This window comes from Microbacterium sp. AK009 (assembly GCF_013410955.1).
GTDB lineage: Bacteria > Actinomycetota > Actinomycetes > Actinomycetales > Microbacteriaceae > Microbacterium.
This window is the reverse complement of sequence record NZ_JACCCG010000005.1, coordinates 226,222-252,753: the sequence shown is the minus strand read 5'-3', so window position 1 is coordinate 252,753 and position 26,532 is coordinate 226,222. Positions and strand designations below refer to the sequence as shown.

Here is a 26,532-nt window from a genome sequence, read left to right as displayed (position 1 = left end):
GGCCCAGTTGGGACAAGCACCAGTTCAGATTCCTTCACGGGCATTAGCATCGCTTCACATGCGCATCCCCTTCGACCTTGCCGAGACCCTCGCCGCGGTGGCGGACGAGGGCACGATGGATGCCGCCGCCCGGCGACTGCGGATCACACCGAGTGCCGTAAGTCAGCGCGTGAAGACTCTCGAGTCGCTGCTCGGACAGGTGCTCCTCGTCCGGTCGCGACCCGTGCGCCCGACCGCGGCCGGCGTCGCCGTCGTCCGTCTGGTCCGGCAGCTCGCCCTCCTCGAGCACGACGCCCTCGCGGGACTCGCCGGCGACGACGCAGCCGGGGCGCGCGTGTCGGTGCCGCTCGCGGTGAATGCCGATTCGCTGGCCACGTGGTTCCTGACGCCGCTCGCGACGCTGGCCGAGCGGCATCCGATCGTCTTCGATCTGCACCGTGACGATCAGGACTTCACTGCGGGACTGCTCGAATCGGGCACGGTGATGGGCGCCGTCACCTCACGCGAAGAGCCCGTGGCCGGATGCCGCGCGACAGCTCTCGGCCTCATGAGATACCAGGCTGTCGCGACCCCCGCGTTCCACGATCGGTGGTTCGCCGGCGGCGTGACCGTCGAGGCGCTGACGGTCGCCCCCGTCATCGACTTCGACCGGCGCGATGACCTGCAGCGGCGCTGGCTGCGGGAGCGCGGGGTGGAGGCGACCGCGCCGCCGCGCCACTACGTCCCCGCCTCGCACGACTTCGCCGCCGCGACGCTGCGGGGTCTCGGGTGGGCGTTGCTTCCCACCTCCCAGTCTGCGGCGGCGCTGGCTTCGGGAGCGCTGATCGCGCTCGGCGGGCCGTCCGTGGATGTTCCGCTCACATGGCAGCAGTGGAACCTGCGATCGCCGCTCCTCGACGCCGTCGCCGAAGAGGTCGTCGCCGAGGGGAGGCGCGTGCTCGTCGCGCCCGCAGCCGCAGCCCCGGTCAGTCGTCGCTGACGCGCAGCACGATCTTCCCGCGGGTGTGTCCCCGCTCCAGCTCGGTGTGAGCCGCAGCGGCATCGGGCAGGTCGAACACCCGGTCGACGTAGACCTGGACCGCGCCCGAGTCCAGAAGGCGAGCGATCGTCGCGAGGGTGCCGCCGTCGGGGATCACCTTGTACGACGTCGCACGCACCCCCGCCTCCTCGGCGGCCTGCGCGTAGTCGGGCCAGGAGCCCGTGGGTACCAGGACGTAGAGTCCACCCGGGCGGAGCACCTGGAGTGAGCGGCTGGCGGTGCGGTCCACGGCGTTTCCGACGAGGTCGATGACCACGTCCATCTGGCCGACGACCTCCTCGAAGCGCGTGGAGGTGTAGTCCACGACCACGGCCGCGCCGAGCTCCCGCAGCCAGGCGGCGTTGCGTGCGGATGCGGTGGCCGTCACGTGCGCGCCGAAGTACGCCGCGAACTGCACCGCGAAATGCCCCACCCCGCCGCTGCCGGCGTGGATCAGGATGCGCTGCCCCTCATGGGCGTGCGCGGTCTCCACCACCAGTCCCCAGGCCGTGAGCGCGGCCAGCGGCACTCCGGCCGCCTCGACGTGCGACAGCGACGACGGCTTGCGCGTGACCGATTGGGAGGGAACGACGACGTATTCGGCGTAGCTGCCTCCGGTGCGGGGGAATGGCACCATGCCGAACACCTCGGTGCCCGGCGCCAGAGGGTGCGCCTCGAAGGGCGAGGCGACGACCACGCCGCTGAAGTCGAATCCCGGAACCACCGGGGTGTCGCCGAGCGCGGCCGACACACCCTTCCCGGCGCGGGTCTTCGCATCGATCGGGTTGACCCCGGCGGCCACGACGCGCACGAGCAGTTCGCTGAGCACGGAGCTCGGTGTCGGCACCCGGTCATGCCGAAGCACCTCGGGGCCGCCCGCGGCGGCGAGCGTGATCGCTGCCATGGTCTCGGGCGGCGCATCGGGCGGCGCCGCCGGTGCCAGCGGGGAGGAGGGGGATCGCAGCGGCCGGAATCGCATCGGTCGCTCCTTTCTCGCGCCACCCCTCGTCGGGGACGCAGGCACATGGGTCGGTGAGACTCAGTACATCGGGCCTTTGTCTCACCCGTGTTACGCCGGTGCTAAAGAACGGCGTCGCCCGCCATCGTCTCAGCGCGCCTCGAACTGTCGGATCAGCGACGCGGGGGACAGGGCGTGCTCGACGGCCAGCATGCTCGCTCCGAGGACGGCCGCCCGCTCCGCGGTGACCGACTGGGCGATCGTCAGGTGCTCGGTCGCCAGCGGCATGGAGCGGGTGTAGACGACCTCGCGCACGCCGGCGAGGAGATGCTCACCCACGCGGGCCATCGAACCGCCGATCGCGATGACCGAGGGGTTGATGAGGCTCACGCACGTCGTGAGCACCTCGCCGATGTCGCGACCGGCCTGGCGGACGGTCTGCACCGCCTCGACGTTGCCCTGCTTGACCAGCGCCACCACGTCGCTGCCGTCGTGAGCGTCGATCCCCTGAGACCGCAGGGTGCGGGCCATCGCCGGGCCGGATGCCAGCGCCTCCAGGCATCCCCGGTTGCCGCAGTGGCAGGGGATGTCGGCGCCACCGGGCACCCGCACGTGACCGATGTCACCGGCCACGCCCTGGGCTCCGCGCTGGAGTGCCCCGCCCGAGATGAGGCCGGCGCCGATGCCGGTGGCGACCTTGACGAAGATGAGGTGATCGACGGTCGGCCAGGCGGCCGAGCGCTCGCCGAGCGCCATGATGTTCACATCGTTGTCCACCAGGACCGGCGCGTCGAGGTGGCGACCGATCCAGGCGGGGATGTCGAAACGATCCCACCCGGGCATGATCGGCGGGTTCGCGGGCCGTCCGCTCTCATGTTCGACGGGGCCGGGCACGCCCATGCCGATCGCCGCGAGGTCGCCGCGATCGCGGCCGGCCTCGTCCAGGAGCTGCGCGGCCGTCTCGACCACCCAGGAGAGGACCTGCTCGGGTCCGAGGGAAATGGCGATGCTTTCGCTGCGCTCCGCGAGGCTGAGCCCGCTGAGGTCGGTGAGCGCCACGCGGGCGTGGGAGGCGCCGAGGTCGGCGGCCAGGACGACCCGTGCCTGCGGGTTCAGCGCGAACTGCGAGGGCGGACGCCCGCCGGTGGACAGTGCGTCGCCGACCGGGGTGACCAGGCCCGAGCGCACGAGCGCGTCCACGCGCGCGGCGACGGTCGATCTCGCCAGTCCCGTCGTCTTGGCCAGGTCCGCGCGGGTGCGCGGCACACCGTCTCGAAGGAGTTGGAACACCTCGCCCACTCCGGACGAGACAGGGGAGTCGCGGGTCTCTCTGGGCACGTTCCCAGTGTCGCGCATCCGGGCGCGCACGTCGGTCACGTTGCGCGGCCGGAGGGGCGGGCGAACCGCTGCTGCAGCAGGACGGCCACGACGATGATGACCCCCTTGACGACCGCCTGGACGGAGGAGTTGAGGTTGTTCTGAACGAAGACGTTGGTGAGCGTGGCGAAGATCAGCACGCCGAACACCGTGCCGGTGATCGTCCCCCGGCCGCCGACAAGCAGGGTGCCGCCGACGACCACCGCGGCGATCGCGTCCAGCTCGTACAGCAGCCCGTGCGTCGAGGTGCCGGCGGTGGTCCGCCCGAGGATCATCACTGCGGCGATTCCGGCAGTCAGTCCCGAGATCACATAGAGCCACATCGTGTGGCGCTTGACGTCGATGCCCGCGAGGCGCGCCGCCTCGCGGTTTCCGCCGATCGCGACCGTTCGCCGTCCGAAGGTGGTGCGGTTCAGCAGCACCCACCCGAGTGCGGCGACGACTGCGAAGATCCAGATCAGCATGTCGACACCGAGGATGTCGGTGTTCATGAAGGTGATGAAGCCGCGCTCCTCGACGACGAGCGTGCGGCGCTCTGCGAGGATCTCGGCGAGCCCACGTGCGGCGACCAGCATCGCCAGGGTCGCCATGAACGCGACCACCTTGCCGTAGGCGATGACGATGCCGTTGACCAGGCCTGCGCCCGCACCGACCGCGAGCGCGATGACGATCATCACGGACCAGTGGAGTTGATCGGCGAGATCCTGCACGGCAGCGATCGTCGCGACCACCGACGCCAGGCCCATGATCGCTCCGACCGAGAGGTCGATGCCGCCGGAGATGATCACCAGCGTCATCCCGATGCTGATCACCCCGATGATGGAGGCCTGCCGAAGGATCGTGAGCATGTTGTCGAGGCTGGTGAAGGTGTCGGGCGCCGTCACAGCGCCGACAACCACGAGGAGAAGGAGCGCGAGGACGAGCCCGAGGTTGCGCCCGACCGAGCCGGAGAGAAGGCGTCGCCACGGAGGCGGCGGGGTCTCGGTCGCTCCCGTCACGGGTGTCGGGGTCGGACTGCCGGCGCCCGGCCGGTCGGTCACGGTTCGCTGCTCGCTCACGCGGCTTGTCCTTTCATGACGAGATCGAGCACGCCGTGCTCATCGATCTCAGAGGCGGGGAGGGTGGTCAGGACGCGCCCGTCGGCGACGACCAGGACGGTGTCGGCGAGCCCCAGGACCTCTTCGATCTCGCTGGAGACGATCACGATCGCGTTGCCGGCGGCGGCGAGCCGACGGATGAGTCCGTAGATCTCCGACCGCGCTCCGACGTCGACGCCACGGGTGGGCTCGTCCAGGAGCAGGACGCGGGTGCCGTGCACCAGCCAGCGGGCGAGGAGGATCTTCTGCTGGTTGCCACCCGAGAGGGTCGCCGCCGGACGATCGGGGTCGGCGGGACGGAGTTCCAGTGCGGCGATCTGCTCCTGAGCGACGGACTTCTCGCGCCGGAAGTCGAGGAACCCCCCACGGGAGAATCGGCGCATGCTCGACAGCGTCACGTTCATCGCGATGGACTCGTCGATCACGAGCCCCTGGCTTTTGCGCTCCTCGGGCGACAGTCCCACACCCGCCGACACCGCGGCGGTCACAGATCCCCGCCGGAGGGGTGCCCCGCCGACGCGGACCGTGCCCTCCGATGACCGTCGGGCGCCGTAGACCGTCTCGAGGATCTCCGAGCGCCCCGATCCCACGAGGCCGGCGAGTCCGACGATCTCACCGGCGCGGACGTCGAAAGACACCCCATCGAACACCCCGGCAAGAGCGAGATCGCGCACCTCGAGCATCACCGGGGCATCAGCGGGCACAGGCGCGGCGGGCGGGAAGACATTCGCGACGTCGCGTCCGGTCATCAGTCGAATGAGTTCGGCGGTCGGGGTGTCAGCGACGGAGAGCCCGGTGGCCATCGTGCGGCCGTCCTTCAGGACGGTCAGGCGATCGCCGATCTGCCGGATCTCCTCGAGGCGGTGCGTGATGTACACCACGGCGATCCCCGCGGCGGTGAGCTCTCGGACGACACCGAAGAGGTTCCGCACCTCCTCGGTGTCGAGCACCGCCGAGGGCTCGTCCATGATGATGAGCTTGATGTCGTGCGAGAGGGCGCGGGCCATCGAGACGATCTGCTTGTTCGCGGCACTCAGCTCGCCGACCTCGGTGTGCGGCGACAGTCGGGAATGGCCGAGTCGGGCCAACAGCTCCCGGGTCTTCTCCGCCGCCGCCGATCGCTTCGTGAAGCCACCCCGGGCGATCTCGTGCCCGAGGAAGATGTTCTCGGCGATCGTGAGCCCGTCCACGACGTCGAGCTCCTGATACATGGTGGCGATGCCGAGTTCGATCGCCGCCTCCGGTGTGGAGATCTCCACCGCCTCGCCCTGCCAGACGAGCGTGCCGTCGTCGGGGCGGTGGACACCTGCCAGAGTCTTGATCAGCGTCGACTTGCCCGCGCCGTTCTGCCCGAGGATGCAGTGCACCTCTCCGGCGACGACCTGCAGGTCGACCCCGCGGAGCGCCCGGACGCCGGCGAAGCTCTTCGTCACCCCGCGCACGTCGAGTAACGGCGAACCATGGTCATCTTTGATCACGGGGTGAACGTAACATGCCGAGAAGGCAAGCGATATCCCCACTTTTGCCGGATGCGCAAACAAAAGATGGACAAACGTCGTCGCGCTGACGTACAGTCCCACCGTCAGCGAAGACTCCTCGGAATGCTCGGGGCGCGAGGGGCCGCTGGCGTCGCTGCATCACATTCAAGGAGGAAAAGAATGCGCACACTCGCGAGGGGGCGGGGGCGGTTCATCATCGCCGGAGCCGCAGTCGTGGCATCCATCGGACTGCTGGCCGGATGTACCGGAACCGGCGCCGAGGAGGAGGACGTCGTCGATCAGGGGACGAGCGTCGAGGAGAACGCCGAGAGCGGAGACACCGTGGTCATCGGCTTCTCGGGGCCCGCAGCAGACCACGGCTGGCTCGGAGCCATCAACTCGGGGGCGCAGGCCGCCGCCGACAGCTTCGACGATGTGGAGCTGCGCGTCGCGGAGGGGACGAACGACGCCAACGCGCAGATCGCCGCCGTCGAGACGTTCATCAATGACGGCGTCGACGCCATCGTGCTGCTGCCGACCGACGGCGCCGCGCTCACGGAGGTCGCGATCGAAGCCATGCAGGCCGGCATCCCGGTGATCAACGTCGACCGGGAGTTCTCGAGCCCGTTCGCCGCGCGCACGACGATCCTGGGCGACAATTACGGAATGGGCGTCAGCGCGGGCACCTACATCTGCGAACAAGTCGGGGACAACCCCGATGCGGTCGTGGCCGAGATCGCCGGCATCGACTCCCTGCCGCTCACCCAGGACCGCTCCCAGGGATTCGAAGACGCCCTGTCGGACTGCGGTCTCGAGGTCTCAGCGCGTGTCGCCGCCGATTTCACCGTCGCCGGCGGCGAGGCGGCCGCCTCGCAGCTGCTGGCGGCGAACCCGCAGATCGACGCGATCTGGAACCACGACGACGACCAGGGCATCGGTGTCCTCGCCGCCGTCGAGGCATCGGGCCGCGACGAGTTCATCATGATGGGCGGCGCCGGGTCGCGGAACGCGATGGAAGCCATTCAGGCCGATGACTCGGTGCTGAAGGCAACGGTCATCTATCCGTCGACCCAGGCGGCCGATGGCATCGCCCTGGCCCGCCTGATCGCCCAGCAGAAGACCGTCGGCGACCTCGTCACGCCCAGCGTGCCGAACCGCGTCGTGCTGGACGCCCCCGTGGTCACGAAGGATAACGTCGAGGAGTACATCGACTTGTCGTTCGAGTCCTGACACCACCATCACGGGGCGCCCGAGATCGCTCGGGCGCCCCGCCCTACGGAAGGAGAGTCGCGTGGGAGCACCGCTGCGCGTAGCCATGATCGGGCACGGCTTCATGGGAGCTGCGCACTCGCAGGGCTGGCGGGTGGCTCCTCGGTTCTTCGATCTCGCCCTCGATCCGGTGATGCAGGTCGTGGTCGGCCGCGATACCGAGCGTGCTTCCGAGGCGGCTGCGACGTGGGGATGGCACGAAGCGGCGACCGACTGGCGCGAGGTCATCGCACGTGAGGACATCGACCTCGTCGATATCGTCACCCCGGGTGACACCCACGCCGAGATCGCCATCGCGGCTCTCCGGGCAGGCAAGCACGTCCTCTGCGAGAAGCCGCTCGCGAACACCGTCGTCGAGGCAGAGGCCATGACGTCCGCCGCGGAGGAGGCGGCACGATCGGGCGTGCGGTCGATGGTCGGGTTCACCTACCGGCGCGTACCGGCGACGACCTTCGCTCGTCAGCTCGTCGCAGAAGGCCGCCTCGGTGACATCCGTCAGGTGCGTGCCGAGTATCTGCAGGACTGGCTCTCCGACGAGAACGCCCCCCTCACGTGGCGTCTGAACAAGGACATCGCCGGCTCCGGGTCGCTTGGCGACATCGGGGCCCACGCGGTCGACCTGACCGAGTACATCACCGGTCAGACCGTGGACCGCGTGTCGGGGATCCTCGAGACGATCGTCGCGGAACGGCCGATCATGGCCGAGGGGGTGGGGCTCTCGGGGACGGCCGGCTCCGAGCGCGGCCCCGTCACCGTCGACGACCTGGCGCTGTTCACCGGCCGGCTCTCCGGGGGTGCGCTCGCATCGTTCGAGGCCACCCGCTTCCGCACCGGCCGCAAGAACGCGCTGCGCATCGAGATCTCGGGTTCTCGCGGAGCGCTCGCGTTCGACCTCGAGCGCATGAACGAGCTGGAGTTTTACGACGCCACGCTCCCCGATTCCGAGCAGGGCTTCCGGCGCGTTCTCGTCACCGAGCCCTCGCACCCGTACGCCGGTCGCTGGTGGCCGACGGGCCACATGCTCGGCTACGAGCACGGCTTCAGCCACCAGGTCGTCGACCTCGTCACGGCGATCGCCGAAGGCACCGACCCCACACCGTCTTTCGCGGACGGACTGCACGTCCAGCGGGTGCTCGACGCGGTCGAGCGCTCGTCGGCGGCCGACGGCGCGTGGCAGGCCATCCGCTGACCGGCGCAACCCCCTCGGTCGTTGAGCGAGCGGAGCGAGTCGAAACGCCGGAACGAATTCACGAAGGAGAGAGAGTCATGGCACGACCGATCACGTTGTTCACGGGTCAGTGGGCCGACCTTCCGTTCGAGGAGGTGGCGCGCCTGGCCGGCGAGTGGGGCTACGACGGCCTCGAGATCGCGTGTTGGGGCGACCACCTCGACGTGTCCCGGTGGGATGACGCCGACTACGTGCAGTCCCGGAAGGACATCCTCGAGCGCAACGGTCTGAAGGTGTGGGCGATCTCGAATCACCTGACCGGTCAGGCGGTGTGCGATGACCCGATCGATCAGCGGCACCGCGACATCCTCTCCGACCGGGTGTGGGGGGATGGTGACCCGGAGGGTGTCCGTCAGCGGGCGGCGGAGGATCTGAAGGACACCGCGCGGATGGCGGCGAAGCTCGGCGTCACCCAGGTCAACGGGTTCACCGGGTCCTCCATCTGGAAAGCGGTCGCGATGTTCCCGCCGGCGTCGGAGGAGTGGATCGACGCCGGCTACCGGGATTTCGCCGACCGCTGGAACCCGATCCTCGATGTCTTCGAGGAGGAGGGGGTGCGGTTCGGGCTCGAGGTGCACCCGTCGGAGATCGCCTACGACTACTGGACCGCGAAGCGGACCCTGGAGGCGATCGGGCACCGGGAGAGCTTCGGGTTCAACTTCGACCCGTCCCACTTCGTGTGGCAGCAGTTGGACAGTGTCGCGTTCGTGCTGGACTTCGCCGACCACATCTTCCACGTGCACGTGAAGGAATCCATCACCAACTTCGACGGCCGCAACGGGGTCCTCGGCTCCCACCTGGGATGGGCCAACCCCAGGCGCGGGTGGACGTTCGTGTCCACCGGTCACGGCGCGGTGCCGTGGGAACCGATCTTCCGCGCCCTCAACGCCATCGGCTACACCGGACCCACCAGCGTCGAGTGGGAAGACGCCGGCATGGACCGCCTCCACGGCGCCCCCGAAGCCCTCGCCTTCGTGCGGAAGCTCAACGCCATCACCCCACCCGACGCCGCCTTCGACGCCGCGTTCAGTTCGAAGTAGCAAGCTCCGGGGCCCGCGCGGCGGGGGAGCGTGCGGGCCCCGGTACCACCGTCGGAGGCAACGGGCTCAGGGCCGTTCGCGCACGGTGAGGGCGTGCAGGAGGCGGGTGAGGGTGCGGATGTCGTCGATCGACCACTCCTCCAGCGCGTGCACGAGCGTGCTCTCCTGCGGTGCCCGGGCTGCGGCGAGCCGCTCGAGCCCGAAGGGCGTGGGGAACAGGATGCTCGAGCGACGGTCTGTGGGGTCGGGCTCACGCCCGATGAGCCCGAGCTCTTCGAGCTCGCGCACGGTCCGGCTGATCTGTCCCTTGTCTGCCACGAGCATCTCGGACAGTTCCGACTGCGTCACGCGCTCGCGCCGGACGATCGTCGTGAACACCTTGTAGGCCGCGGGGAGCATTCCGGGGCTCACCCGTTCGGCGTTCTCGCTCACGATCCGCCGCACCTGGTGAATGAGTCCGCTGAACTCGGCCTCGAGCGCCCGCACCGCCTCGGTGCGGGGGTCGGGCTCGGTCGGGGCGCTCATCGCCTTCGAGACTAACGTCGTCCTCACCGCCGGCGCGCGACCCGTGAGGCTGCGGTGCGCCCGGTGGCCGGGAGGGCGTTCATCCCGGTGCTCGTCGACACGGTGGCGAGGTCGGCTTCGCCGGCGTGGATGCGCTCGATCGTCGTCATCCGATTCAGCGGCGTGTTCGGGAGGAAGACGATCGCGATGAGACTGATGATCGCCACCGGGACCGCGATGAGGAACGAGTGCGCGATCGCCTGGGCGTAGATGTCCTCGAAGATCACCCGGAGTGCCTCGGGGAGGGCGGTGACCTGTGGGATGGTGCCCGACTGCAGCTCCTGCGCGAGCGTCGCCCCCTGCGTGCCGAGAGCCGACAGCGCCGCGGCGATGTCACCCTGTCGCTCCCCGGTGAGGGTCATCGCCTGGCTCGCGAGTGCGGCTCCCATCACGGAGACCCCGATCGTGCCGCCGAGGCTTCGGAAGAAGGTCACCCCCGAGCTCGCCACTCCCATTTCGCGCGGATCAGCGGTGTTCTGCACGACGAGGACCAGGTTCTGCATCGTCATGCCGATGCCGGCGCCGAGAAGGAACATGTAGAGCGATACCAGGGCGAACGGGGTGTCGTAGTGGATCGTCGAGAGCAGCGCGCTCCCGGCCGTCAGGAGGATGCCGCCGACGACGAGGTACGGCTTCCAGTGGCCGTGACGCGAGATGAGCGCACCGACGATGACCGATGCCACGAGGAGCCCCGCGATCATCGGGATCGTCATGATGCCCGCCTCGGTGGGGGTCGCCCCCCGCGCCATCTGCATGTACTGGCTCAAGAAGACCGTGGTGCCGAACATCGAGATGCCCGTCGCGATCGAGGCGACCACGGCGAGGGTGAAGGTGGCGCTGCGGAAGAGGCGGAGCGGGATGAGGGGCTCGGGGGTGCGCAGTTCCACGATGATGAAGACAAGCGTGGCCAGGGCCGACCCGCCGACCATCAGCGCGGTCGGCAGGCTCCACCAGTCGAAGGAGGTGCCGGCGTTCGTCACCCACACCAGCAGCAGCGAGACCGCGCCGCTGAGCAGCACGATCCCGACGTAGTCGATCCGCACCGCCCGGCTCGGCCGCTTCGGCAGGTGAAGGGTCCGCTGCTGGATGACGAGCGCAGCGACGGCGACGGGGAGGGCGACGAAGAAGTTCCACCGCCACCCGAAGGCGTCGGTGATGACACCGCCGAGGAGCGGTCCGCCGATGGTGGCCACGGCCATGACCGCTCCGAACAGACCCATGTAGCGACCGCGTTCGCGCGGGCTGATGATGTCGGCCATGATCACCTGGCTGAGCGCGGCCAGACCGCCGGCGCCGACACCCTGCAGGGCGCGGAAGGCGATGAGCGTCTCGGGGTTCTGCGAGAAGCCGGCGGCAGCCGTCGCGAGCACGAAGACGACGATGGCGATCTGGATGAGGAGCTTCCGGTCGAACAGGTCGGCGAGTTTTCCCCAGATCGGCGTGGAGATGGCCGTGGTCAGCAGTGTCGCGGTCACGACCCACGTGTAGGCGGCCTGGTCGCCGTCGAGGTCGTGGACGATCACCGGCAGCGAGGTGGAGACGACGGTCGAAGCGAGCATCGACACGAACATGCCCAGCAGGAGACCGACGAGGGCCTTGACCACGCCGGGCCGGTGAGCGGGTCGGGCGTCTGTCGTCCTGGCCATGCATCCTCCTTAAAGTTGATAAACGTCAACGATAGATCAAACGTTGATCTCGATCAACTAAGTCAGGTGTGTGCCGGATCACGCCACGCGGGAGGATAGGCGAGTGATCAGCGTCGAGGTCCTGCCCGACCCCACCACCGACGGCCTCGCCCGGGGGGCCTGGAAGCGCCTGATCGACGCCGGACTGCCGAGCGCCGGTCGGCACACGGGCGAGAGCAACCGGCCGCACATCACCGTGGCCGTGCGGGAGTCGCCCGCCCTCGATGGGCTAGCGGGCCTTGCGGATCTCCTTCCCCTCACCCTCCGGCTCGGCGGCGTGCTGCTGTTCCCGCGCTCAGGTCAGGCGGTCATCAGCTGGCAGGTGGTCGTCACGACACCGCTGGCGGAGTTCCACCGCCGCGTCGCCGACTCGGTCGGCCCGGCCGACGAGCGCTACGCGCACACCGCGCCCGATGACTGGACACCGCATCTGACCATGGCGCGCCGGGTGCGGCTCGCCGACCTCGGAGCTGCCGTCGAGGCGATAGACCTCTCCCCGCACGTGGGCGAACTCACCGGACTGCGCATCTGGGATGCGTCCAGCCGCACGGTCACGACGCTGCGCTGACCGCTGCGATCAGTCGGCGAGGGCGAGAGCGCGGTAGGGCTGCGCGGGCGGGACGGCGGGCTGCGTCATCCGCTCGGCTCGTGACAGCTGCGTGCGCCGATACAGCTCGTCGATGAGGGATGTCGCCAGGCGCACGAGTCTGCCGATCTCGACCTCATCGCGATCGACCCACGCGCACCGGGGTTCGTCGCCCACAGGGACGAACCCGTCGTGCTCCTCCCAGACCACGAGCGTGCGTTCGGCGCCGAGGACGTGCTGCTGCCACCACACCTGCCGGAGGTAGGTGCGAGGGATGCTTCGCCATGCCTTCTTCGTCGTCTTGATCTCGGCGAGGACCACGCGCCCGGTCGGGTCGACGGCGATGCCGTCGGGAGTGGCGAGATGGCGCCTCTCGACCTCGGCGTGGAAGAGCGCGCTGGAAGGCCGGATCCCGTGGGTGGCGGCAACCCACGCGGCGATCTCGGGCTCGCGGATGCGCCCGTGAGCGGTGTAGGCGTTGCCGGAGAAGTTCGAGCCCATGAGCTTGGCGTCCGCGGCTCGGGGGATGACGCGCTCGGAGGTGAGCGCGGCGACATCGGTCGCCGTGATCCCGCGTGAGCGGGCCCGCACCCAGGCGACCCGATCGCGCGAATCCGCGACGATGCGGGCGGCGAGTTCGGGGGTCACGCGTTCGAGGGTAACCCGGGGCGGCGACGCCTCCGGCGCGTCGCTCTCGGCGCGTCGCCTCCCCGCGTCATCCCGCCCCCCGCTTGGCCTTCCAACTGTCGCCTTCCCCTCGTTCATCCGTCGAGCCCACCCGTTTCGCGCGACCCCACCCCGTTCGCGCGCGCAAAGGGGGTGGGATGGCGCGAAACGGGTGGGCTCGACCACCGGAGCGATGACGTCGTTCCCTTCTGCACAGCCCGGACGGCCCGCAATTCATCCACGGATCGCTCGACGGCGAACCAGAAGGGGAGACTGTGCATCACGGTGTATCCGTGCGTCATGCCACCGTCGACGAGATCAGAGCCATGCTCCGGCCACGTGCAGCGCTGCTGGAGGGCGGGCTCTCTGCACGATCCATCGCGTCGTCCGTCACGAGTGGGCTGCTCCACCGCGTCCGCCGCGGCTGGTACATCCCGACCGCCGAGTGGCGATCGTTGTGGCCCGAGAGCCGTCACCTGGCCCATGTGCTGACCGTCGCGGCGGCGGCTCGGTCGAGCGTCCCGGTCTTCGCTGGACCCTCAGCGGCCGTGCTGCACGGGCTCCCTCTCTATCGATCCGCTCCGCAGCGGGTGCACATCATGCTCGGAACCGACGACCGGCGCAGCGCCCCCGACGTCATGCGCCATGAAGGTCCACTGGCCGACGGCGAGGTGGTCGAGCGTCACGGGCTCAGGTGCACCAGCCTCGGTCGAACGGTTCGTGACCTCGCGAGGACCCTCGGATACGAGCAAGCGGTCGTCGTCGCCGACGCCGCCCTCCTCCGCCTCGCTGGCGGCCCTCGCACATATGACGTGGACGCTGCCGCCGAATGGAAGGCTCAGCAAGTGGCGCTCCTCCCGCGAGGCGGGCGCGGTGTGGTGCAGGCTCGACGCGCACTGGAGTTCGCGGATGGTCGGGCTGAGTCGCCGGGTGAAAGCGTCAGCCGCGTCCTCCTGGAACGGCTCGGATTCGAGAGCCCGGTTCTGCAGGTTCGCATCACGCTTCCGAACGACACCGTCTGGATTGACTTCGGGCTCCGGCGCGCCCGGGCTCTCGGGGAGTTCGATGGGAAGGCCAAGTACGTCGACGAACAGATGCGATCCGGTCGCTCCTTGGAGGAGGTCCTGCTCGCTGAGAAACGACGCGAGGACCTCGTGCGCGGGGTGACGCAGGCGAGGTTCGCGCGATGGCAGGACGAGCACACCGTCAGCGCTGCAGCGCTCGGGCGTCGTCTTGCTTCTTTCGGGATCCATCCCTGACAGCGCGAAGCGAGCCGACCCCTTTTCCGCGATCCCACCGCTCACGTGCACTCCGAAGGGGAGGGATGGCGCCATGAGGGTTGGCTCGCGCGAAGCGACGACCGGCGGGAAGGTGCACATGGCCGGAACGGGGGAGGGAGGGGAGCGGGATTTGGAGCAGTGGAGGGGGCGGCGTAGACTGAGCGGAGCCGAAGACCGCTGGTCATCGAGGTGCGCGAGCACCGAGACCGAAGCACTGCATCGCAGGGGCCCGCGCAGGTGTCACGATCGAAACCCTTTCCAGGATGACGCTCCGTGCGCTTGCGCCGGAGCGTTTTTGCTTTGCCGTGACGACCGGATGTCGCAGGCCGACGCGCCGCCACCGTGGTGCGTCTCACAGATACAAGGAGTGGCCATGGCGCAGAAGGAAGCATCGGTCGCCGAGCTCACGAAGCAATTCGAGGACTCGACCGCCGTCTTGCTCACCGAGTACCGCGGCCTGACGGTTGCCGAGCTCAAGGAGCTTCGCAACACCATCCGTCAGGATGCGGAATACGCCGTGGTGAAGAACACGCTGACCAAGATCGCCGCGGGCAACGCGGGGGTCATGGGGCTGGACGAGGGACTGAAGGGTCCGTCGGCCATCGCGTTCGTGCACGGTGACCCGGTCGCCGTCGCGAAGGGTCTGCGTGCCTTCGCCAAGGCACACCCCCTCCTGGTGGTCAAGGGCGGATTCTTCGACGGAAACCCCCTCACCGCGGAGGAGGTCAACAAGCTCGCCGATCTCGAGAGCCGTGAAGTCCTGCTGGCGAAGCTCGCCGGTGCGATGAAGGCCTCGCTGACCAAGGCGGCCTACGTCTTCAACGCACTGCCGTCGAAGGCCGTTCGCACGGTCGACGCGCTGCGTGAGAAGCAGGAGTCCGCGGCCTGACACGGGCCCGGCAGAGAAAACCACCCAACAAGGAGATACATCATGGCAAAGCTCAGCACTGAGGAGCTGCTCGACGCGTTCAAGGAGCTCACGCTCATCGAGCTGTCCGAGTTCGTCAAGGCCTTCGAGGAGACCTTCGACGTCACCGCCGCCGCCCCCGTCGCGGTCGCGGCTGCCGGCGCCCCCGCCGGTGGCGCCCCCGCCGAAGAGGAAGAGGTCAAGGACTCCTTCGACGTCATCCTCGAGTCGGTCGGCGACAAGAAGATCCAGGTCATCAAGGTCGTCCGCGAGCTCACCTCGCTCGGCCTCGGTGAGGCGAAGGCTGTCGTCGACGGTGCCCCCAAGCCCGTCCTCGAGGGCGCGAACAAGGAGACCGCCGACAAGGCCAAGGCCGCTCTGGAAGAGGCCGGCGCCACCGTCACCCTTAAGTGAGTCGAGACGTGTCAATGCGCGCATAGCGCGCGTTGACACGTCTGCGACTCAGATCGAGTAGCGCGCGAAGCGCGCGTATCGAGATCTCCCGGCGCTCACCGCGCCACCACGAAAGACCCGGGACACACTTCGTGTCCCGGGTCTTTCGTCGTCCCCGGCTGTGGAAGCGCTACAGCCGCCCCAGCGACGCATCCGCCACCGCGGCCGACTGGCGGGGGTTGACCGGTCCGGTCGAGTTGCGCACAACCAGTCGGGCCTGCGTGCGGATGACGGAGGGCGGCCGTTCCGGATCGGCGAGGTGTTCCAGCAGGGTCCGCACGGCCGCGGCGCCCTGTTCACGCGGTGTCTGCCGGAGGGTCGTGAGTGCGAACATCTCGGCGTACTCGTGGTCGTCGATGCCGATCACGCTGAGGTCGTTCGGCACCTGGATGCCGAGGCGGCGCGCGGCGATGATGGCGCCGATGGCGACCTCGTCGCAGACCCCCAGGATCGCGGTCGGTCGATCCCGGGAGCCGAGGACGTCGACAGCGGCGGCGTATCCGGAGGGAAGGCTCAGGCGTGACATGACGTGCTGTGCGAGGTCGCCCATGCCGGCATCCTCCATCGCTCTGCGGTAGCCCTCGCGACGCGCGCGCTCGACGTCGGACCCGGCCACCTTCGGCCCGTCGGGGGCGCCGCCGCCGAGGAACAGGATGCGGCGGTGACCGAGGGCGATCAGATGGTCGGTCGCCCGTCGTGCGGCATAGTCGTCGTCGAGAGCGATGACGCTGAGTCCCTCCGATCCGCCGACGATGCTCACGACGGGCTTGCCGATGCGTCGCAGCCGCGCGAGTTCGGCATCCTCAGGTTCGAGTCCGACCGCGATCAGCCCGTCGAACTGCTTGCGGGAGAGGAAGTCCTCGAAGATCCGCCGACGGCCGGGGGTGCCCGGCTGGGCGTCGTAGAGGGTGAGGTTCAGGCCCTCCTCCAGGAGGCTGTCCTGGATGCCCTCGAGCACCTCGGCGAAGAACCAGCGGTTCACGCACGGCATCACGACCCCGACATTGCGGGTGCGCCCGGTGACGAGGCTGACGGCGCTCGTCGAGGCGACGTATCCGAGCTCGGCCGCGGCGCGCTGCACGCGCGCGCGCGTCTCGGTCGACACATACCCGGCCCCGGTCAGGGCACGGCTCGCCGTTGACTTCGACACCCCGGCCAGGCGTGCGACGTCGGCGATCCCCATCATCGTACGAACCCTCCTTCGGGCTCTCACGGCGGTGTGGTACCGCCGGATTCTGGAACCGTTTCCACGTCATCATGCAACGTCGATCCTTGGCGCGCCACCAGTGTCCGCATCGGTTATCGAGTCGTGATCAATTCGCGTTGTGAAGCCAAGGCGGTATCCCGTACGGTGATCCTGGAATCGGTTCCCTACCCGACGCCTGCGGGTCGCAGGACGGTGGGAACTGCTCGATGAGGAGGCAAAATGAGATTCGGAAAAGCGGGTCGCGTCGTCACAGCCGTCGCGGCCCTCGGTGTTTCCGCCCTCGCGCTGTCGGCGTGTACCGGCGACATCGCGGCGAACGAAGACGTCGACTGCACGGAGTACGAGGAGTACGGCACCTTCGACGGTGCCGAGGTCACCATCGGCGGCACGATCCTCGACCTCGAGGCGGACCGTCTGGTGGAGTCCTGGAGCGACTTCGCCCAGTGCACGGGCATCAACATCGAATACCAGGGCTCGAGCGAGTTCGAGGCGCAGATCGCCGTTCTCGCCGAGGGCGGCAACGCTCCCGACATCGGCATCGTGCCGCAGCCGGGTCTGCTCGCGCGTCTGGCCGAGGGCGGCTGGCTGATCCCGGCATCGGCCGAGGTCGAGGCCAACGTCGACGAGTGGTGGTCCGAGGACTGGAAGCAGTACGGCACCTACGACGGCACCTTCTACGCCGCGCCCCTGATGGCCAGCATCAAGGGCTACGTCTGGTACTCGCCGTCGCAGTTCGAGGAGAACGGGTGGGAGATCCCCCAGACCCTCGACGAGCTGGCCGCGCTGACCGAGGAGATCGCTGCCACGGGTCAGAAGCCCTGGTGCGTCGGTCTCGAGTCCGGTGACGCGACCGGGTGGCCGGCCACCGACTGGATCGAGGACTGGGTGCTGCGCCTGCACGGCCCCGAGGTCTACGACCAGTGGGTGACGAACGAGATCCCGTTCAACGACCCCCGCATCGTCGAGGCATTCGACGCCGTGGGTGAGTACATCAAGAACGAGGACTACGTCAACGGCGGCATCGGCGACGTGTCGACCCTCGTCACCGAGGCCTTCCAGACCGCAGGTCTGCCGATCCTCGACGGCGAGTGCTCGCTGCACCACCAGGCCTCGTTCTACGAGACCTTCTGGAACGCGGAGGGTGGCGACGAGGTCGTGGTCGCCTCCGACGGCGACGTCTTCGGCTTCCTCACCCCGCCGGCCACGGCCGGCGACCCCCTGTCGGTGACCGGTGGTGGCGAGTTCCCCGTCGCCTTCCGTGACGCCGAAGAGGTCGAGACGGTGCGCGCGTTCCTGTCCAGCGACACCTGGGCGAACAACCGCGTGAGCCTCGGCGGCGTGATCAGCGCCAACACGGGTGTGGACCCCGAAAACGCGTCGAGCGAGCTGCTGGTGCAGTCGATCGAGATCCTGCAGGATCCCGAGACCACCTTCCGCTTCGACGGTTCGGACCTCATGCCGGGCGCGGTCGGTGCCGACTCCTTCTGGCGTGGCGTGGTGGCGTGGGTCACCGGCCAGAGCACCCAGGAGACGGTCGACGCCATTCAGTCCAGCTGGCCCGCCAGCTGATCGGATGATCCAGGTCGGGGGTGGGGCACTGGTCGCCCCGCCCCCGACCGCTCCGAGCGCCGGATGACGCGCCCTGCGTCCTCCGCACTTCAACGACGAAGAAGGGATCGTGACCGATGACCACCGCCGATCTTCTGGGGAAGATCCTCCAGGTCGTGATGGGGCTGGCCGTGTTCGCCGCCATCGTGGGCCTGCTGGTCTTCTTCATCGACCGGGCGCCGAAGAAGGGCCGAGACTACTGGCAGCTCGTCGGCTTCCTCGCCCCCGCCATCATCCTTCTGGCCATCGGCCTGATCTGGCCGGCGATCCGCACCACCGGACTGGCCTTCCTCGACAACAGCGGCAACTTCAGCTGGGACAACTTCATCTGGATGTTCACCCAGCCCGCCGCCATCCGGACCCTCATCAACACCGTGATCTGGGTGCTGTTCGTTCCCACTCTCGCCACCGCCCTCGGGCTGGCGTACGCGGTCTTCATCGACAAGTCGCGCGGTGAGCGCTACTACAAGGCACTGGTGTTCATGCCGATGGCGATCTCGTTCGTCGGCGCAGGCATCATCTGGCGCTTCGTCTACGAGTACCGCGCCGGCGACCGCGAGCAGATCGGTCTGCTCAATGCGATCGTGACCGGTCTCGGCGGCGAGCCCGTGCAGTGGCTGCAGACCGACCCGCTCAACACGTTCCTGCTCATCGTCGTGATGATCTGGATCCAGACCGGTTTCGCGATGGTCGTCCTGAGCGCCGCGATCAAGGGCATCCCCGCCGAGCAGATCGAAGCCGCTCAGCTCGACGGGACCAATCCGTGGCAGCGGTTCACCAACGTCACCATCCCCGGCATCCGAGGCTCACTGGTCGTCGTGCTGACGACGATCTCCATCGCGACGCTGAAGGTGTTCGACATCGTCCGGACGATGACCGCCGGTAACTTCAACACCTCGGTCGTCGCCAACGAGATGTACACCCAGGCGTTCCGCGCGAGCGAGGTCGGGCGAGGGTCGGCACTCGCCGTCATCCTCTTCCTCCTCGTCCTGCCCATCGTCATCTACAACGTCAACGTGCTTCGCAAGCAGAGGGAGATCCGATGAGCAGCGTCGCCCCCGTCGATCTTCCCACCGGTGAGGGAAGAGACGACTCGAGTTTCGAAGAGGCAGCCCGCGACACCAAGTCGGGGCGGATCAAGCGGCGGCTGACGTCGCCGTGGGCCACCGCCGCGGCGATCGCGATCGCCGTCGTCTGGACCATCCCCACCTTCGGTCTGTTCATCTCCTCGTTCCGCCCTGCGGAACTGATCCAGACCACCGGCTGGTGGACGATCTTCCAGAACCCCGGCTTCACGCTGGACAACTACCGGGACGTCCTCTTCTCGCCATCGCAGTCGGCGCCTCAGCTGGGTGCGTACTTCGTCAATTCGCTCGCAATCGCCATCCCGGCGACGATCTTCCCGCTGGTGATCGCCTGCATGGCGGCATACGCGTTCGCGTGGATCAAGTTCCGCGGCGCCAACGTGCTGTTCATCCTGGTGTTCGCACTTCAGATCGTGCCGTTGCAGATGGCCCTCGTGCCGCTGCTGCAGTTCTTCTCGTCGTGGCTCCGGCCGCTGCAGGCCGGGTTGCACAATCTCATCCCGATCATCCCGGAGCAGAACTACCTGCCGGTGTGGATCGCGCACACGATCTTCGCCCTTCCGCTGGCGATCTTCCTCCTGCACAACTTCATCCACGAGATCCCGGGCGACGTGATCGAGGCGGCGCGCGTGGACGGCGCGTCGCACAGCCAGATCTTCTTCCGCATCGTGCTGCCCCTGGCGATTCCCGCCATCGCGTCCTTCGCGATCTTCCAGTTCCTGTGGGTGTGGAACGACCTGCTGGTCGCCCTCATCTTCTCCGGCGGTACGCAGGACGTCGCACCGCTGACGCAGCGCCTCGCCGAACTGGTCGGGTCGCGCGGACAGGACTGGCAGCGATTGACGGCGGGCGCCTTCGTCTCCCTGGTGGTGCCACTGATCGTGTTCTTCTCGCTACAGAGATTCTTCGTCCGAGGTCTCTTGGCGGGATCCACGAAGGGGTAGGAACTCCGTTCCGGATGGTGTTGACGCGGCGTCCGACGATGTGCGTCGCGTCAACCAGTCCGGACCTCGGAGCGCCCGGGCGACCGCTAGTGTCTGAGCATGGCCACGCCTGAGATCGACGCCCACGCCGATGACGGCGCCACGACGGCGCTGAGGGTGGAGATCGATCCGGATGCGGGGCTCCGCGCCGCCGATGTCGCCGAGCGCGTGGCCGCCGGCCGCACGAATGCCTTCACTGCCGACACCAGTCGGAGCGTGTGGAACATCGTGCGGGCGAACGTCTTCACCCTGTTCAACGGAATCGTCTTCGGGTGCTTCTTCGTCCTGTTCGTGCTCGGCAGATGGCAGGATGCGCTGTTCGGGTTCGCCGCCTTCGCGAACTCGATCATCGGATGCGTGCAGGAATTCCGCGCCAAGGCGGCGCTGGACAGGCTCGCGCTGCTGAACGCCCCGCGGGCACGCATCCGCCGCGACGGCGAGGAAGGCGAGATCGCACCGGGGGAGGTGGTCATCGACGACATCCTCGTGCTCCGCGCGGGCGATCAGGTTCCCGCCGACGCCGTCGTGCGCCGCGCACGGGGGCTGCAGCTGGACGAGTCGATGCTCACCGGCGAAGCCGACCCCGTGGACAAGCGGGACGGTGCCGAGGTGCTCTCCGGCTCCGTGGTGGTCGCCGGGGAGGGCGAAGCGCAGGTCACCCGCGTCGGAGCCGACTCCTACGCGAACAGGTTCGCCGGCGAGGCCAAGCGGTTCTCGCTCGTCGCCTCGGAGCTGCGCACCTCCGTCAACCGCGTGCTGCGGTGGATGAGCTGGCTCATCGGCCCGCTGGGGCTCCTGGTGCTCAACGCCCAGATGATGGTCGCCGGCGGCTGGGCGGCCGCCTGGGAGTCGGGCGGCTGGGTGCAGGCGATCGTCAACACCATCGCCGCCCTCACGGCGATGATCCCGCTCGGCCTGGTGCTGATGACCTCGATCGCGTTCGCGGTGGGCGCGGCACGCCTCGCCCGTCGCCACGTGCTCGTCAACGAGCTCCCCGCCGTGGAGGGCCTCGCGCGCGTCGACGTGATCTGCCTGGACAAGACCGGCACGCTCACCATCGGCGACATCGCCTTCGACGCCCTGCACCCCCTGGACGGCACGGCCGGCGCGTCGACAGAGGTCGCCGCCGTGCTGGCCTGGTACGGTGCTGCGCCGGATGCCAACGCGACGGCGCGCTGTCTGCGGGAGCCCTTCCCGGTCGCGGAACCGAACGTGCCCGCGAAAGTCATCCCGTTCTCCTCCGCGCGCAAGTGGAGCGCGGTGTCGTTCGCTCACGGCCCGGCGGGGACGTGGGTCCTCGGCGCCCCCGAGATGATCTTCGGCGACACCGCCACCGACACCGGTTCGTCGCTCGGCGCACGCGTCACCTCGCTCGCCGCCACGGGCCGGCGGACCCTCGTCCTGGCCCGCGCCGCCGCGTCGCTGAGCGAGGAGGATGTCGCTGCGGAGCGTCTTCCCGCACAGGTGGAGGCTGCCGCGGTCCTGACCTTCCGCGAGACGGTGCGCCCCGATGCGGAGCAGACCCTGGCCTACTTCGCGCGTCAGGGGGTGGGCGTGCGCATCATCTCCGGCGACAACCCGCGCACCGTCGCAGCCATCGCCCGTGACCTCGGGGTGGAAGCCGCTGAGGGATACGATGCCCGGCGCCTCCCCGAGGATGACGAGGCGCTGGCGGGGGTGCTGGAGGAGCACACGGTCTTCGGGCGGGTGACCCCCGAGCAGAAGAAGCGGATGGTCGTCGCCCTGCAGAGCCGCGGACACACCGTGGCCATGACCGGTGACGGGGTGAACGACGCCCTGGCGATCAAGACCGCCGATATCGGCATCGCGATGAACTCCGGGTCGGCCGCGACCAAGGCGGTCGCTCGCCTGGTGCTCCTGGACGGCAAGTTCTCGCACCTCCCCGACGTCGTCGCGGAAGGCCGTCAGGTCATCGCCAACATCGAGCGGGTCTCGATGCTCTTCCTCACCAAGACCGCGTACGCGACGGGTCTTGCGCTGCTGTTCGGTCTGCTGGTGCTGGAGTTCCCGTTCCTGCCGCGACAGCTCTCCATCACCGATGGGCTCACCATCGGCATCCCCGCGTTCTTCCTCGCGCTGCTGCCGAACACCCAGCGGTACATCCCCGGGTTCCTCCGGCGCTCGCTGAGCTTCGCCATCCCGGCGGGTCTCATCATCGCCATCTCGCTGACCGCCTACGCCCTCGCGGCGGCGTCGTTGGGCGTCGCGGAGGCGGAGCTTCGGACGGGATCGACGATCATCCTCGCGGTCGTGGGCATCTGGGTGCTCACCGTCCTCTCCCGCCCCGTCACCCGGGTGAAGGTGCTGGTGATCGGGGCGATGTTCATCGCGCTCCTGGCCATCTTCACCATTCCGCTCGCCACCGAGTTCTTCCAGCTCGTCGACCCGGGGCGTGACGCGGCGTGGCTGCTCACCGGTGTGATCATCGTCACGATCGGAGCGATCGAGATCGTCCGCTTCGCCCATCGACGGGTCGTGACGCGTGACCTCGCCCGCGCGTCGGTTCAGGCGGCGGATGCGGCGCCCGTCCGCCGGTCGGCGCGGGCGACGAAGTAGCGCGAGGCGGGCGGTACCCAGATGAGGACGACGGCGCCCGCCTGTACGAGCAGCTGAACGGTCGCGGGGATGTCCCAGACGTCCGTGGAGATGATGGTGACCAGCTGCAGCAGTATCAGCAGCCCGACGTACCCGGTCAGCAGCAGCCGGGCGAGGCGGCTCCCGCGGGCGAGAGCCGACGCGAGGGCGACCATGAGGAGGCCGAAGAGGATGATTCCCGCTCCCAGCAGCGAGACCGTCAGCACATCGGCCTCGGGCACGTCGTATCTGCTGAGGAGCACGAGGATGCCGAGGGCGACGTTCGCGAAGGCGAGCACGTAGACCACGACGACCACGATCGTCAGCACCGCGCCGCGGCGAGCCGGTGCCTCGTCGGCCATCGCGTCGCGACGGAGGCTGTCACTCCGAGGGGCGCTCACGCGTTCACCCTAGTGGCGAACCCTTCCCCGAGGCATCAGCCGGTGCAGCCGAGGCGCTCCTGCATGCTCGTCATCCGGTCGATCTCGGCCTCCTGAGTCTCGATGATCGACTGCGCCACCGCGAGCACCCGCGGCTCGGAGCCGAGCTCGATCACCGCCTCCGACATCGGGATGGCGCCCTGGTGGTGACGGATCATGAGGCTCAGGAAGTCGCAGTCGGCCTGAAGGCCCGAAGCCGCGCGCAACGCGTCGAGCTCGGCCGGGGTCGCCATGCCCATCTCGGCCTCCAGTTCGGCCGTCGTCAGGGCTTCACCGTCCCCGCCGCCGTGCCCGCCGTGGGCGTGGTCGGTCCCCGCCATCCAGCCCATCAGCGGCCCCCCCGACTGCGGCAGACCCCAGCTGACCAGCCAGCCGTACATCTCACCGCGCTGCCCGGATTGGCCCGTGGCGATGTCGTAGGAGAGCGCGCGGACCTCGTCGTCCTCTGTCTTGCGATAGATCTCCATCGCCATCTCGATGGCCTGGGCGTGGTGCACCTGCATGTCGCGGGCGAAGCCCGCCTCCGCCGACGCCGTGCCGGGGGCGGCCACGGCGCTCGCGGCACCGAACATCGAGAACCGGCCGATCGCGAAGGCGAGCGCGGCGATGCCGAGGGCGACGATCGCGATCAGCGCCCAGCGGGGGAGTCCTCGGCGCGAAACAGCGGGGTCGGTCATCGGCTCCCGATCACTGACGGCCCGGGCCGTCGATGGCGCCGCTGCAGGTGGCGTTGGGCTCGGGGACGTTCTGGCTGCGCCAGTACTCCTCGAAGAAGTCCGTGATGCGCTCGTCGGTGGCCGAGTCGACCTTCAACTGGGCGTTCCAGGCGCTGACGGCGATTGGGGTGTCCATGCCCTCATAGGGGGAGAGGATGGCGTAGCTGGAGGGCAGGTAGCCCTCGAGGGTCTCGATGTCGTCGGCGGTGACCTGCGCGGGGTCGTAGGTGACCCACACCGCGCCGTGCTCCATGGAGTGCACGGCGTTCTCGTTGGCCTGCGGCTCGGTGTACACCCCGCAGTTCAGCCACACCGCGTTGTGGGGCCCGCCCGCCGGCGGCGTCTGCTCGTAGTCGACGGTGCCGTCGACGTGGTCGGTGGCGAGCTCGAAGGTCTCGACGCCCTCGATCTCCGCACCCGTGCTGTCCAGCGCTCCGTAGGTCGGGGGCGGGGCGGGGGCGAAGACGATGGATGCCACGATGGCGGCGATGACGGCGACGGCCGCCGTCGAGCCCACCGCCCACCAGACCAGCTTGCTGCGACGGCGCTTGGCGAGCTGGCGCTGGTATTCCGCGAGCTTCTCCTGCTTCTTCTGCTCGCGCTGCTGCTTGACGGTCTGATTGATCTCGGCCTGGGTGGCCGGATTGCCGCTGGCGCGCTTTCCGGACGGACGGGAGGACGATGGCGGGGTCATGGTGTGGGCTCTCGGGTCTGGCGCGGCACGCGCGTCGAGGCAGGAGGGACGTGCCCATCTTATGCGGGCGCATGGGGGCGAGCCCTGGGAACGGGCTCGTAAAAGGCCCGGCATCCGCTAGACTCGAATGGTCTTCGAATCGATTCGACGCGCGTCTCGTCCCGACGCGGCGTGAACCTCGTCCGCTGCCCCTTCTTCCGGCGCGCGACACCCTGCCACGAAACCGAGAGTGACTGTGCTCGATACCGCTCCCCAGCCAACTGTTCCGCCCGCCGCTGCCGCCCCGGCGCGCACGACCACCGGCGCCATCCGCGCCCTCGGGTCCAATCCCGCGACGGCGCCCGTCATGTTGCACCCGGGCGATGCCATCCCCGCCCGCAAGCGTCTGCTCTACATCATCCTGCTCGGGGCGCTCACCGCCCTCGGCCCGTTCACGATCGACCTCTACCTGCCGGCCTTCCCGGTGCTCGAGGACGACTTCCAGACCACTGCCGCCGCGATCCAGCTGACTCTCACCGGCACGATGATCGGGTTCGGTGTGGGGCAGCTCATCGTCGGACCGCTCAGCGACAAGGTCGGGCGCCGCGTGCCGCTCATCGCTGTCACGGCTCTCCACGTGATCGCGAGCATAGCCGCCGCGCTCGCGCCGACGCTGATGCTCCTGAGCGTCTCCCGCGTCTTCATGGGGATCGGCGCGGCGGCCGGCGGGGTGGTCGCGATGGCGATCGTCCGCGATCTCTTCGGTGGCAAGCGGCTCGTTGTCATGCTGAGCCGACTCGCCCTGGTCACCGGGGTCGCGCCGGTCGTCGCGCCGCTCATCGGGGCGGGGCTCCTCGCCGTGATGCCGTGGCGCGGCCTGTTCATCGTCCTCGCCGTCTACGGTGCGCTTCTGCTGGTGTGCGCCGTCCTTCTCGTCCCCGAGACGCTTCCCCCGGCCCGCCGCGGCGGCAAGGGCGGCGCTACGGTGCTCCAGCGGTACAAGAGCGTCCTCAGCGACCGGGTGTTCCTGGGGGTCCTCGTCATCGGCGGGATGACGTTCAGCGGGCTGTTCTCGTACCTCTCCGCCTCCTCGTTCCTGTTCCAGGAGGGCTACGGCTTCGACGCGCAGCAGTACGGGCTCCTCTTCGCCGCCAACTCCCTCGGCCTCGTCGCAGGAGTGCAGACGGCGTCCCGGCTCGCGGCACGGTTCGGCCCGCAGTGGGTCCTGGCGGGGTCGACGGCGACGCTGGTGGTGGCCTCCAGCATGATCATCGTCCTCGATCAGCTCGGCCTGGGCCTCTGGGGCACCGTGGTTCCGCTCTTCTTCTTCATGACGGCGTGCGGGTTCACCTTCCCGTGCATCCAGGTGCTGGCGCTCGATCGGCACGGCAAGGCGGCAGGCACGGCGGCATCCATCCTCGGAGCCGTCAACTTCGGCGTCGCCGGCCTGATCTCGCCGGTCGTCGGCTGGATCTCGCAGGACACCGGCATCACCGGCACCTCGATGGCCATCGTGATGGTCGGATGCGGCGTGGTCGCCGTGCTCGCGCTCTGGATGATCGTCCGCCCGCGGTCGGTCGCACAGCTGACACCCTGAGCGCAAGCCCCCCTAGCTCCTG

Annotated in this window: 24 protein-coding genes; 13 read left to right on the top strand and 11 right to left on the bottom strand. The window is 68.9% G+C overall.

Features of this window, described 5'->3' with window-relative positions:
• The first annotated feature begins 58 nt into the window (after positions 1-58).
• The gene (locus HDC37_RS12695; RefSeq protein WP_179560755.1) at positions 59-979 is read left to right on the top strand and encodes a LysR family transcriptional regulator ArgP; all 921 of its coding nucleotides are present in this window, start codon (positions 59-61) and stop codon (positions 977-979) included.
• Here HDC37_RS12695 and HDC37_RS12690 read toward each other — a convergent pair.
• The 4 genes from HDC37_RS12690 to HDC37_RS12675 all read right to left on the bottom strand — a co-directional run bounded on the left by HDC37_RS12690 (position 966) and on the right by HDC37_RS12675 (position 5,883).
• Positions 966-1,997: an NADP-dependent oxidoreductase gene (locus tag HDC37_RS12690; RefSeq protein ID WP_179560754.1), complete on the bottom strand. Its 1,032-nt coding sequence runs from the start codon at positions 1,995-1,997 to the stop codon at positions 966-968. The two genes, HDC37_RS12695 and HDC37_RS12690, sit on opposite strands and share 14 nt — an antisense overlap.
• Positions 1,998-2,126: 129 nt before the next feature.
• The gene (locus HDC37_RS12685) at positions 2,127-3,314 is read right to left on the bottom strand and encodes an ROK family protein (protein ID WP_374939183.1); all 1,188 of its coding nucleotides are present in this window, start codon (positions 3,312-3,314) and stop codon (positions 2,127-2,129) included.
• A gap of 35 nt (positions 3,315-3,349) precedes the next feature.
• Positions 3,350-4,351 carry an ABC transporter permease gene (locus HDC37_RS12680; protein WP_308472219.1) on the bottom strand — a complete coding sequence of 334 codons (1,002 nt, stop codon included), beginning with the start codon at positions 4,349-4,351 and terminating at the stop codon, positions 3,350-3,352.
• A gap of 56 nt (positions 4,352-4,407) precedes the next feature.
• The gene (locus HDC37_RS12675) at positions 4,408-5,883 is read right to left on the bottom strand and encodes a sugar ABC transporter ATP-binding protein (protein WP_179560926.1); all 1,476 of its coding nucleotides are present in this window, start codon (positions 5,881-5,883) and stop codon (positions 4,408-4,410) included.
• Positions 5,884-6,108: 225 nt separating this feature from the next.
• Between HDC37_RS12675 and HDC37_RS12670 the strand changes: the two genes are divergently transcribed.
• From HDC37_RS12670 to HDC37_RS12660, 3 genes are all read left to right on the top strand, one after another.
• A complete protein-coding gene (locus HDC37_RS12670; RefSeq protein ID WP_179560752.1) occupies positions 6,109-7,158 on the top strand; it encodes a substrate-binding domain-containing protein in 1,050 nt (349 codons plus the stop codon).
• An 85-nt stretch (positions 7,159-7,243) separates the two neighbouring features.
• Positions 7,244-8,386: a Gfo/Idh/MocA family protein gene (locus HDC37_RS12665; protein WP_179560925.1), complete on the top strand. Its 1,143-nt coding sequence runs from the start codon at positions 7,244-7,246 to the stop codon at positions 8,384-8,386.
• Between the two features lie 77 nt (positions 8,387-8,463).
• Complete coding sequence (locus tag HDC37_RS12660) at positions 8,464-9,465, top strand: sugar phosphate isomerase/epimerase (RefSeq protein ID WP_179560751.1); 1,002 nt, start codon at positions 8,464-8,466, stop codon at positions 9,463-9,465.
• A gap of 66 nt (positions 9,466-9,531) precedes the next feature.
• On the opposite strand, the gene HDC37_RS12655 is transcribed toward HDC37_RS12660, so the two are convergent.
• Entirely contained in the window at positions 9,532-9,990 is a 459-nt protein-coding gene (locus tag HDC37_RS12655; protein WP_179560750.1) for a MarR family winged helix-turn-helix transcriptional regulator, read from the bottom strand.
• 23 nt (positions 9,991-10,013) lie between these two features.
• Positions 10,014-11,675, bottom strand: a complete 1,662-nt coding sequence (locus tag HDC37_RS12650) for an MDR family MFS transporter (RefSeq protein WP_179560749.1) — start codon at positions 11,673-11,675, stop codon at positions 10,014-10,016.
• Positions 11,676-11,778: 103 nt separating this feature from the next.
• Here HDC37_RS12650 and HDC37_RS12645 point away from each other — a divergent pair, with 103 nt between their 5' ends.
• Positions 11,779-12,282, top strand: a complete 504-nt coding sequence (locus HDC37_RS12645) for a 2'-5' RNA ligase family protein (RefSeq protein ID WP_179560748.1) — start codon at positions 11,779-11,781, stop codon at positions 12,280-12,282.
• A 9-nt stretch (positions 12,283-12,291) separates the two neighbouring features.
• Here HDC37_RS12645 and HDC37_RS12640 read toward each other — a convergent pair whose 3' ends face one another.
• The gene (locus HDC37_RS12640) at positions 12,292-12,948 is read right to left on the bottom strand and encodes a YqaJ viral recombinase family protein (protein WP_308472206.1); all 657 of its coding nucleotides are present in this window, start codon (positions 12,946-12,948) and stop codon (positions 12,292-12,294) included.
• Between the two features lie 311 nt (positions 12,949-13,259).
• Between HDC37_RS12640 and HDC37_RS12635 the strand changes: the two genes are divergently transcribed.
• From HDC37_RS12635 to rplL, 3 genes are all read left to right on the top strand, one after another.
• The gene (locus HDC37_RS12635) at positions 13,260-14,225 is read left to right on the top strand and encodes a hypothetical protein (RefSeq protein WP_179560746.1); all 966 of its coding nucleotides are present in this window, start codon (positions 13,260-13,262) and stop codon (positions 14,223-14,225) included.
• 394 nt (positions 14,226-14,619) lie between these two features.
• Entirely contained in the window at positions 14,620-15,135 is a 516-nt protein-coding gene (gene rplJ, locus HDC37_RS12630; protein WP_179560745.1) for a 50S ribosomal protein L10, read from the top strand.
• A 42-nt stretch (positions 15,136-15,177) separates the two neighbouring features.
• Entirely contained in the window at positions 15,178-15,567 is a 390-nt protein-coding gene (gene rplL / locus HDC37_RS12625; protein ID WP_179560744.1) for a 50S ribosomal protein L7/L12, read from the top strand.
• A 169-nt stretch (positions 15,568-15,736) separates the two neighbouring features.
• Here the strand turns inward: rplL and HDC37_RS12620 are convergent, their stop codons facing one another.
• The gene (locus HDC37_RS12620) at positions 15,737-16,792 is read right to left on the bottom strand and encodes a LacI family DNA-binding transcriptional regulator (protein ID WP_179560743.1); all 1,056 of its coding nucleotides are present in this window, start codon (positions 16,790-16,792) and stop codon (positions 15,737-15,739) included.
• A 240-nt stretch (positions 16,793-17,032) separates the two neighbouring features.
• Between HDC37_RS12620 and HDC37_RS12615 the strand changes: the two genes are divergently transcribed.
• The 4 genes from HDC37_RS12615 (at position 17,033) to HDC37_RS12600 (ending at position 23,066) form a co-directional block, all read left to right on the top strand.
• Positions 17,033-18,382, top strand: coding sequence for an ABC transporter substrate-binding protein (locus HDC37_RS12615; protein WP_179560742.1), 1,350 nt, complete (start codon positions 17,033-17,035; stop codon positions 18,380-18,382).
• A gap of 116 nt (positions 18,383-18,498) precedes the next feature.
• A complete protein-coding gene (locus HDC37_RS12610; protein ID WP_179560741.1) occupies positions 18,499-19,467 on the top strand; it encodes a carbohydrate ABC transporter permease in 969 nt (322 codons plus the stop codon).
• The gene (locus tag HDC37_RS12605; RefSeq protein ID WP_179560740.1) at positions 19,464-20,450 is read left to right on the top strand and encodes a carbohydrate ABC transporter permease; all 987 of its coding nucleotides are present in this window, start codon (positions 19,464-19,466) and stop codon (positions 20,448-20,450) included. The genes HDC37_RS12610 and HDC37_RS12605 overlap by 4 nt, the downstream gene beginning before the upstream one ends.
• 99 nt (positions 20,451-20,549) lie before the next feature.
• Positions 20,550-23,066, top strand: coding sequence for an HAD-IC family P-type ATPase (locus HDC37_RS12600; RefSeq protein ID WP_179560739.1), 2,517 nt, complete (start codon positions 20,550-20,552; stop codon positions 23,064-23,066).
• On the opposite strand, the gene HDC37_RS12595 is transcribed toward HDC37_RS12600, so the two are convergent.
• Genes HDC37_RS12595 through HDC37_RS12585 form a run of 3 tightly spaced genes read right to left on the bottom strand, consistent with a single transcriptional unit; the run spans position 23,015 to position 24,934 of the window.
• Positions 23,015-23,485 carry a hypothetical protein gene (locus tag HDC37_RS12595; RefSeq protein WP_308472205.1) on the bottom strand — a complete coding sequence of 157 codons (471 nt, stop codon included), beginning with the start codon at positions 23,483-23,485 and terminating at the stop codon, positions 23,015-23,017. The genes HDC37_RS12600 and HDC37_RS12595 overlap by 52 nt on opposite strands.
• 35 nt (positions 23,486-23,520) lie before the next feature.
• A complete protein-coding gene (locus HDC37_RS12590) occupies positions 23,521-24,201 on the bottom strand; it encodes a DUF305 domain-containing protein (protein WP_179560738.1) in 681 nt (226 codons plus the stop codon).
• Positions 24,202-24,211: 10 nt separating this feature from the next.
• Positions 24,212-24,934: a DUF3105 domain-containing protein gene (locus HDC37_RS12585; RefSeq protein ID WP_179560737.1), complete on the bottom strand. Its 723-nt coding sequence runs from the start codon at positions 24,932-24,934 to the stop codon at positions 24,212-24,214.
• Between the two features lie 235 nt (positions 24,935-25,169).
• Between HDC37_RS12585 and HDC37_RS12580 the strand changes: the two genes are divergently transcribed.
• Complete coding sequence (locus HDC37_RS12580) at positions 25,170-26,510, top strand: multidrug effflux MFS transporter (RefSeq protein ID WP_374939185.1); 1,341 nt, start codon at positions 25,170-25,172, stop codon at positions 26,508-26,510.
• Positions 26,511-26,532 lie beyond the last annotated feature (22 nt).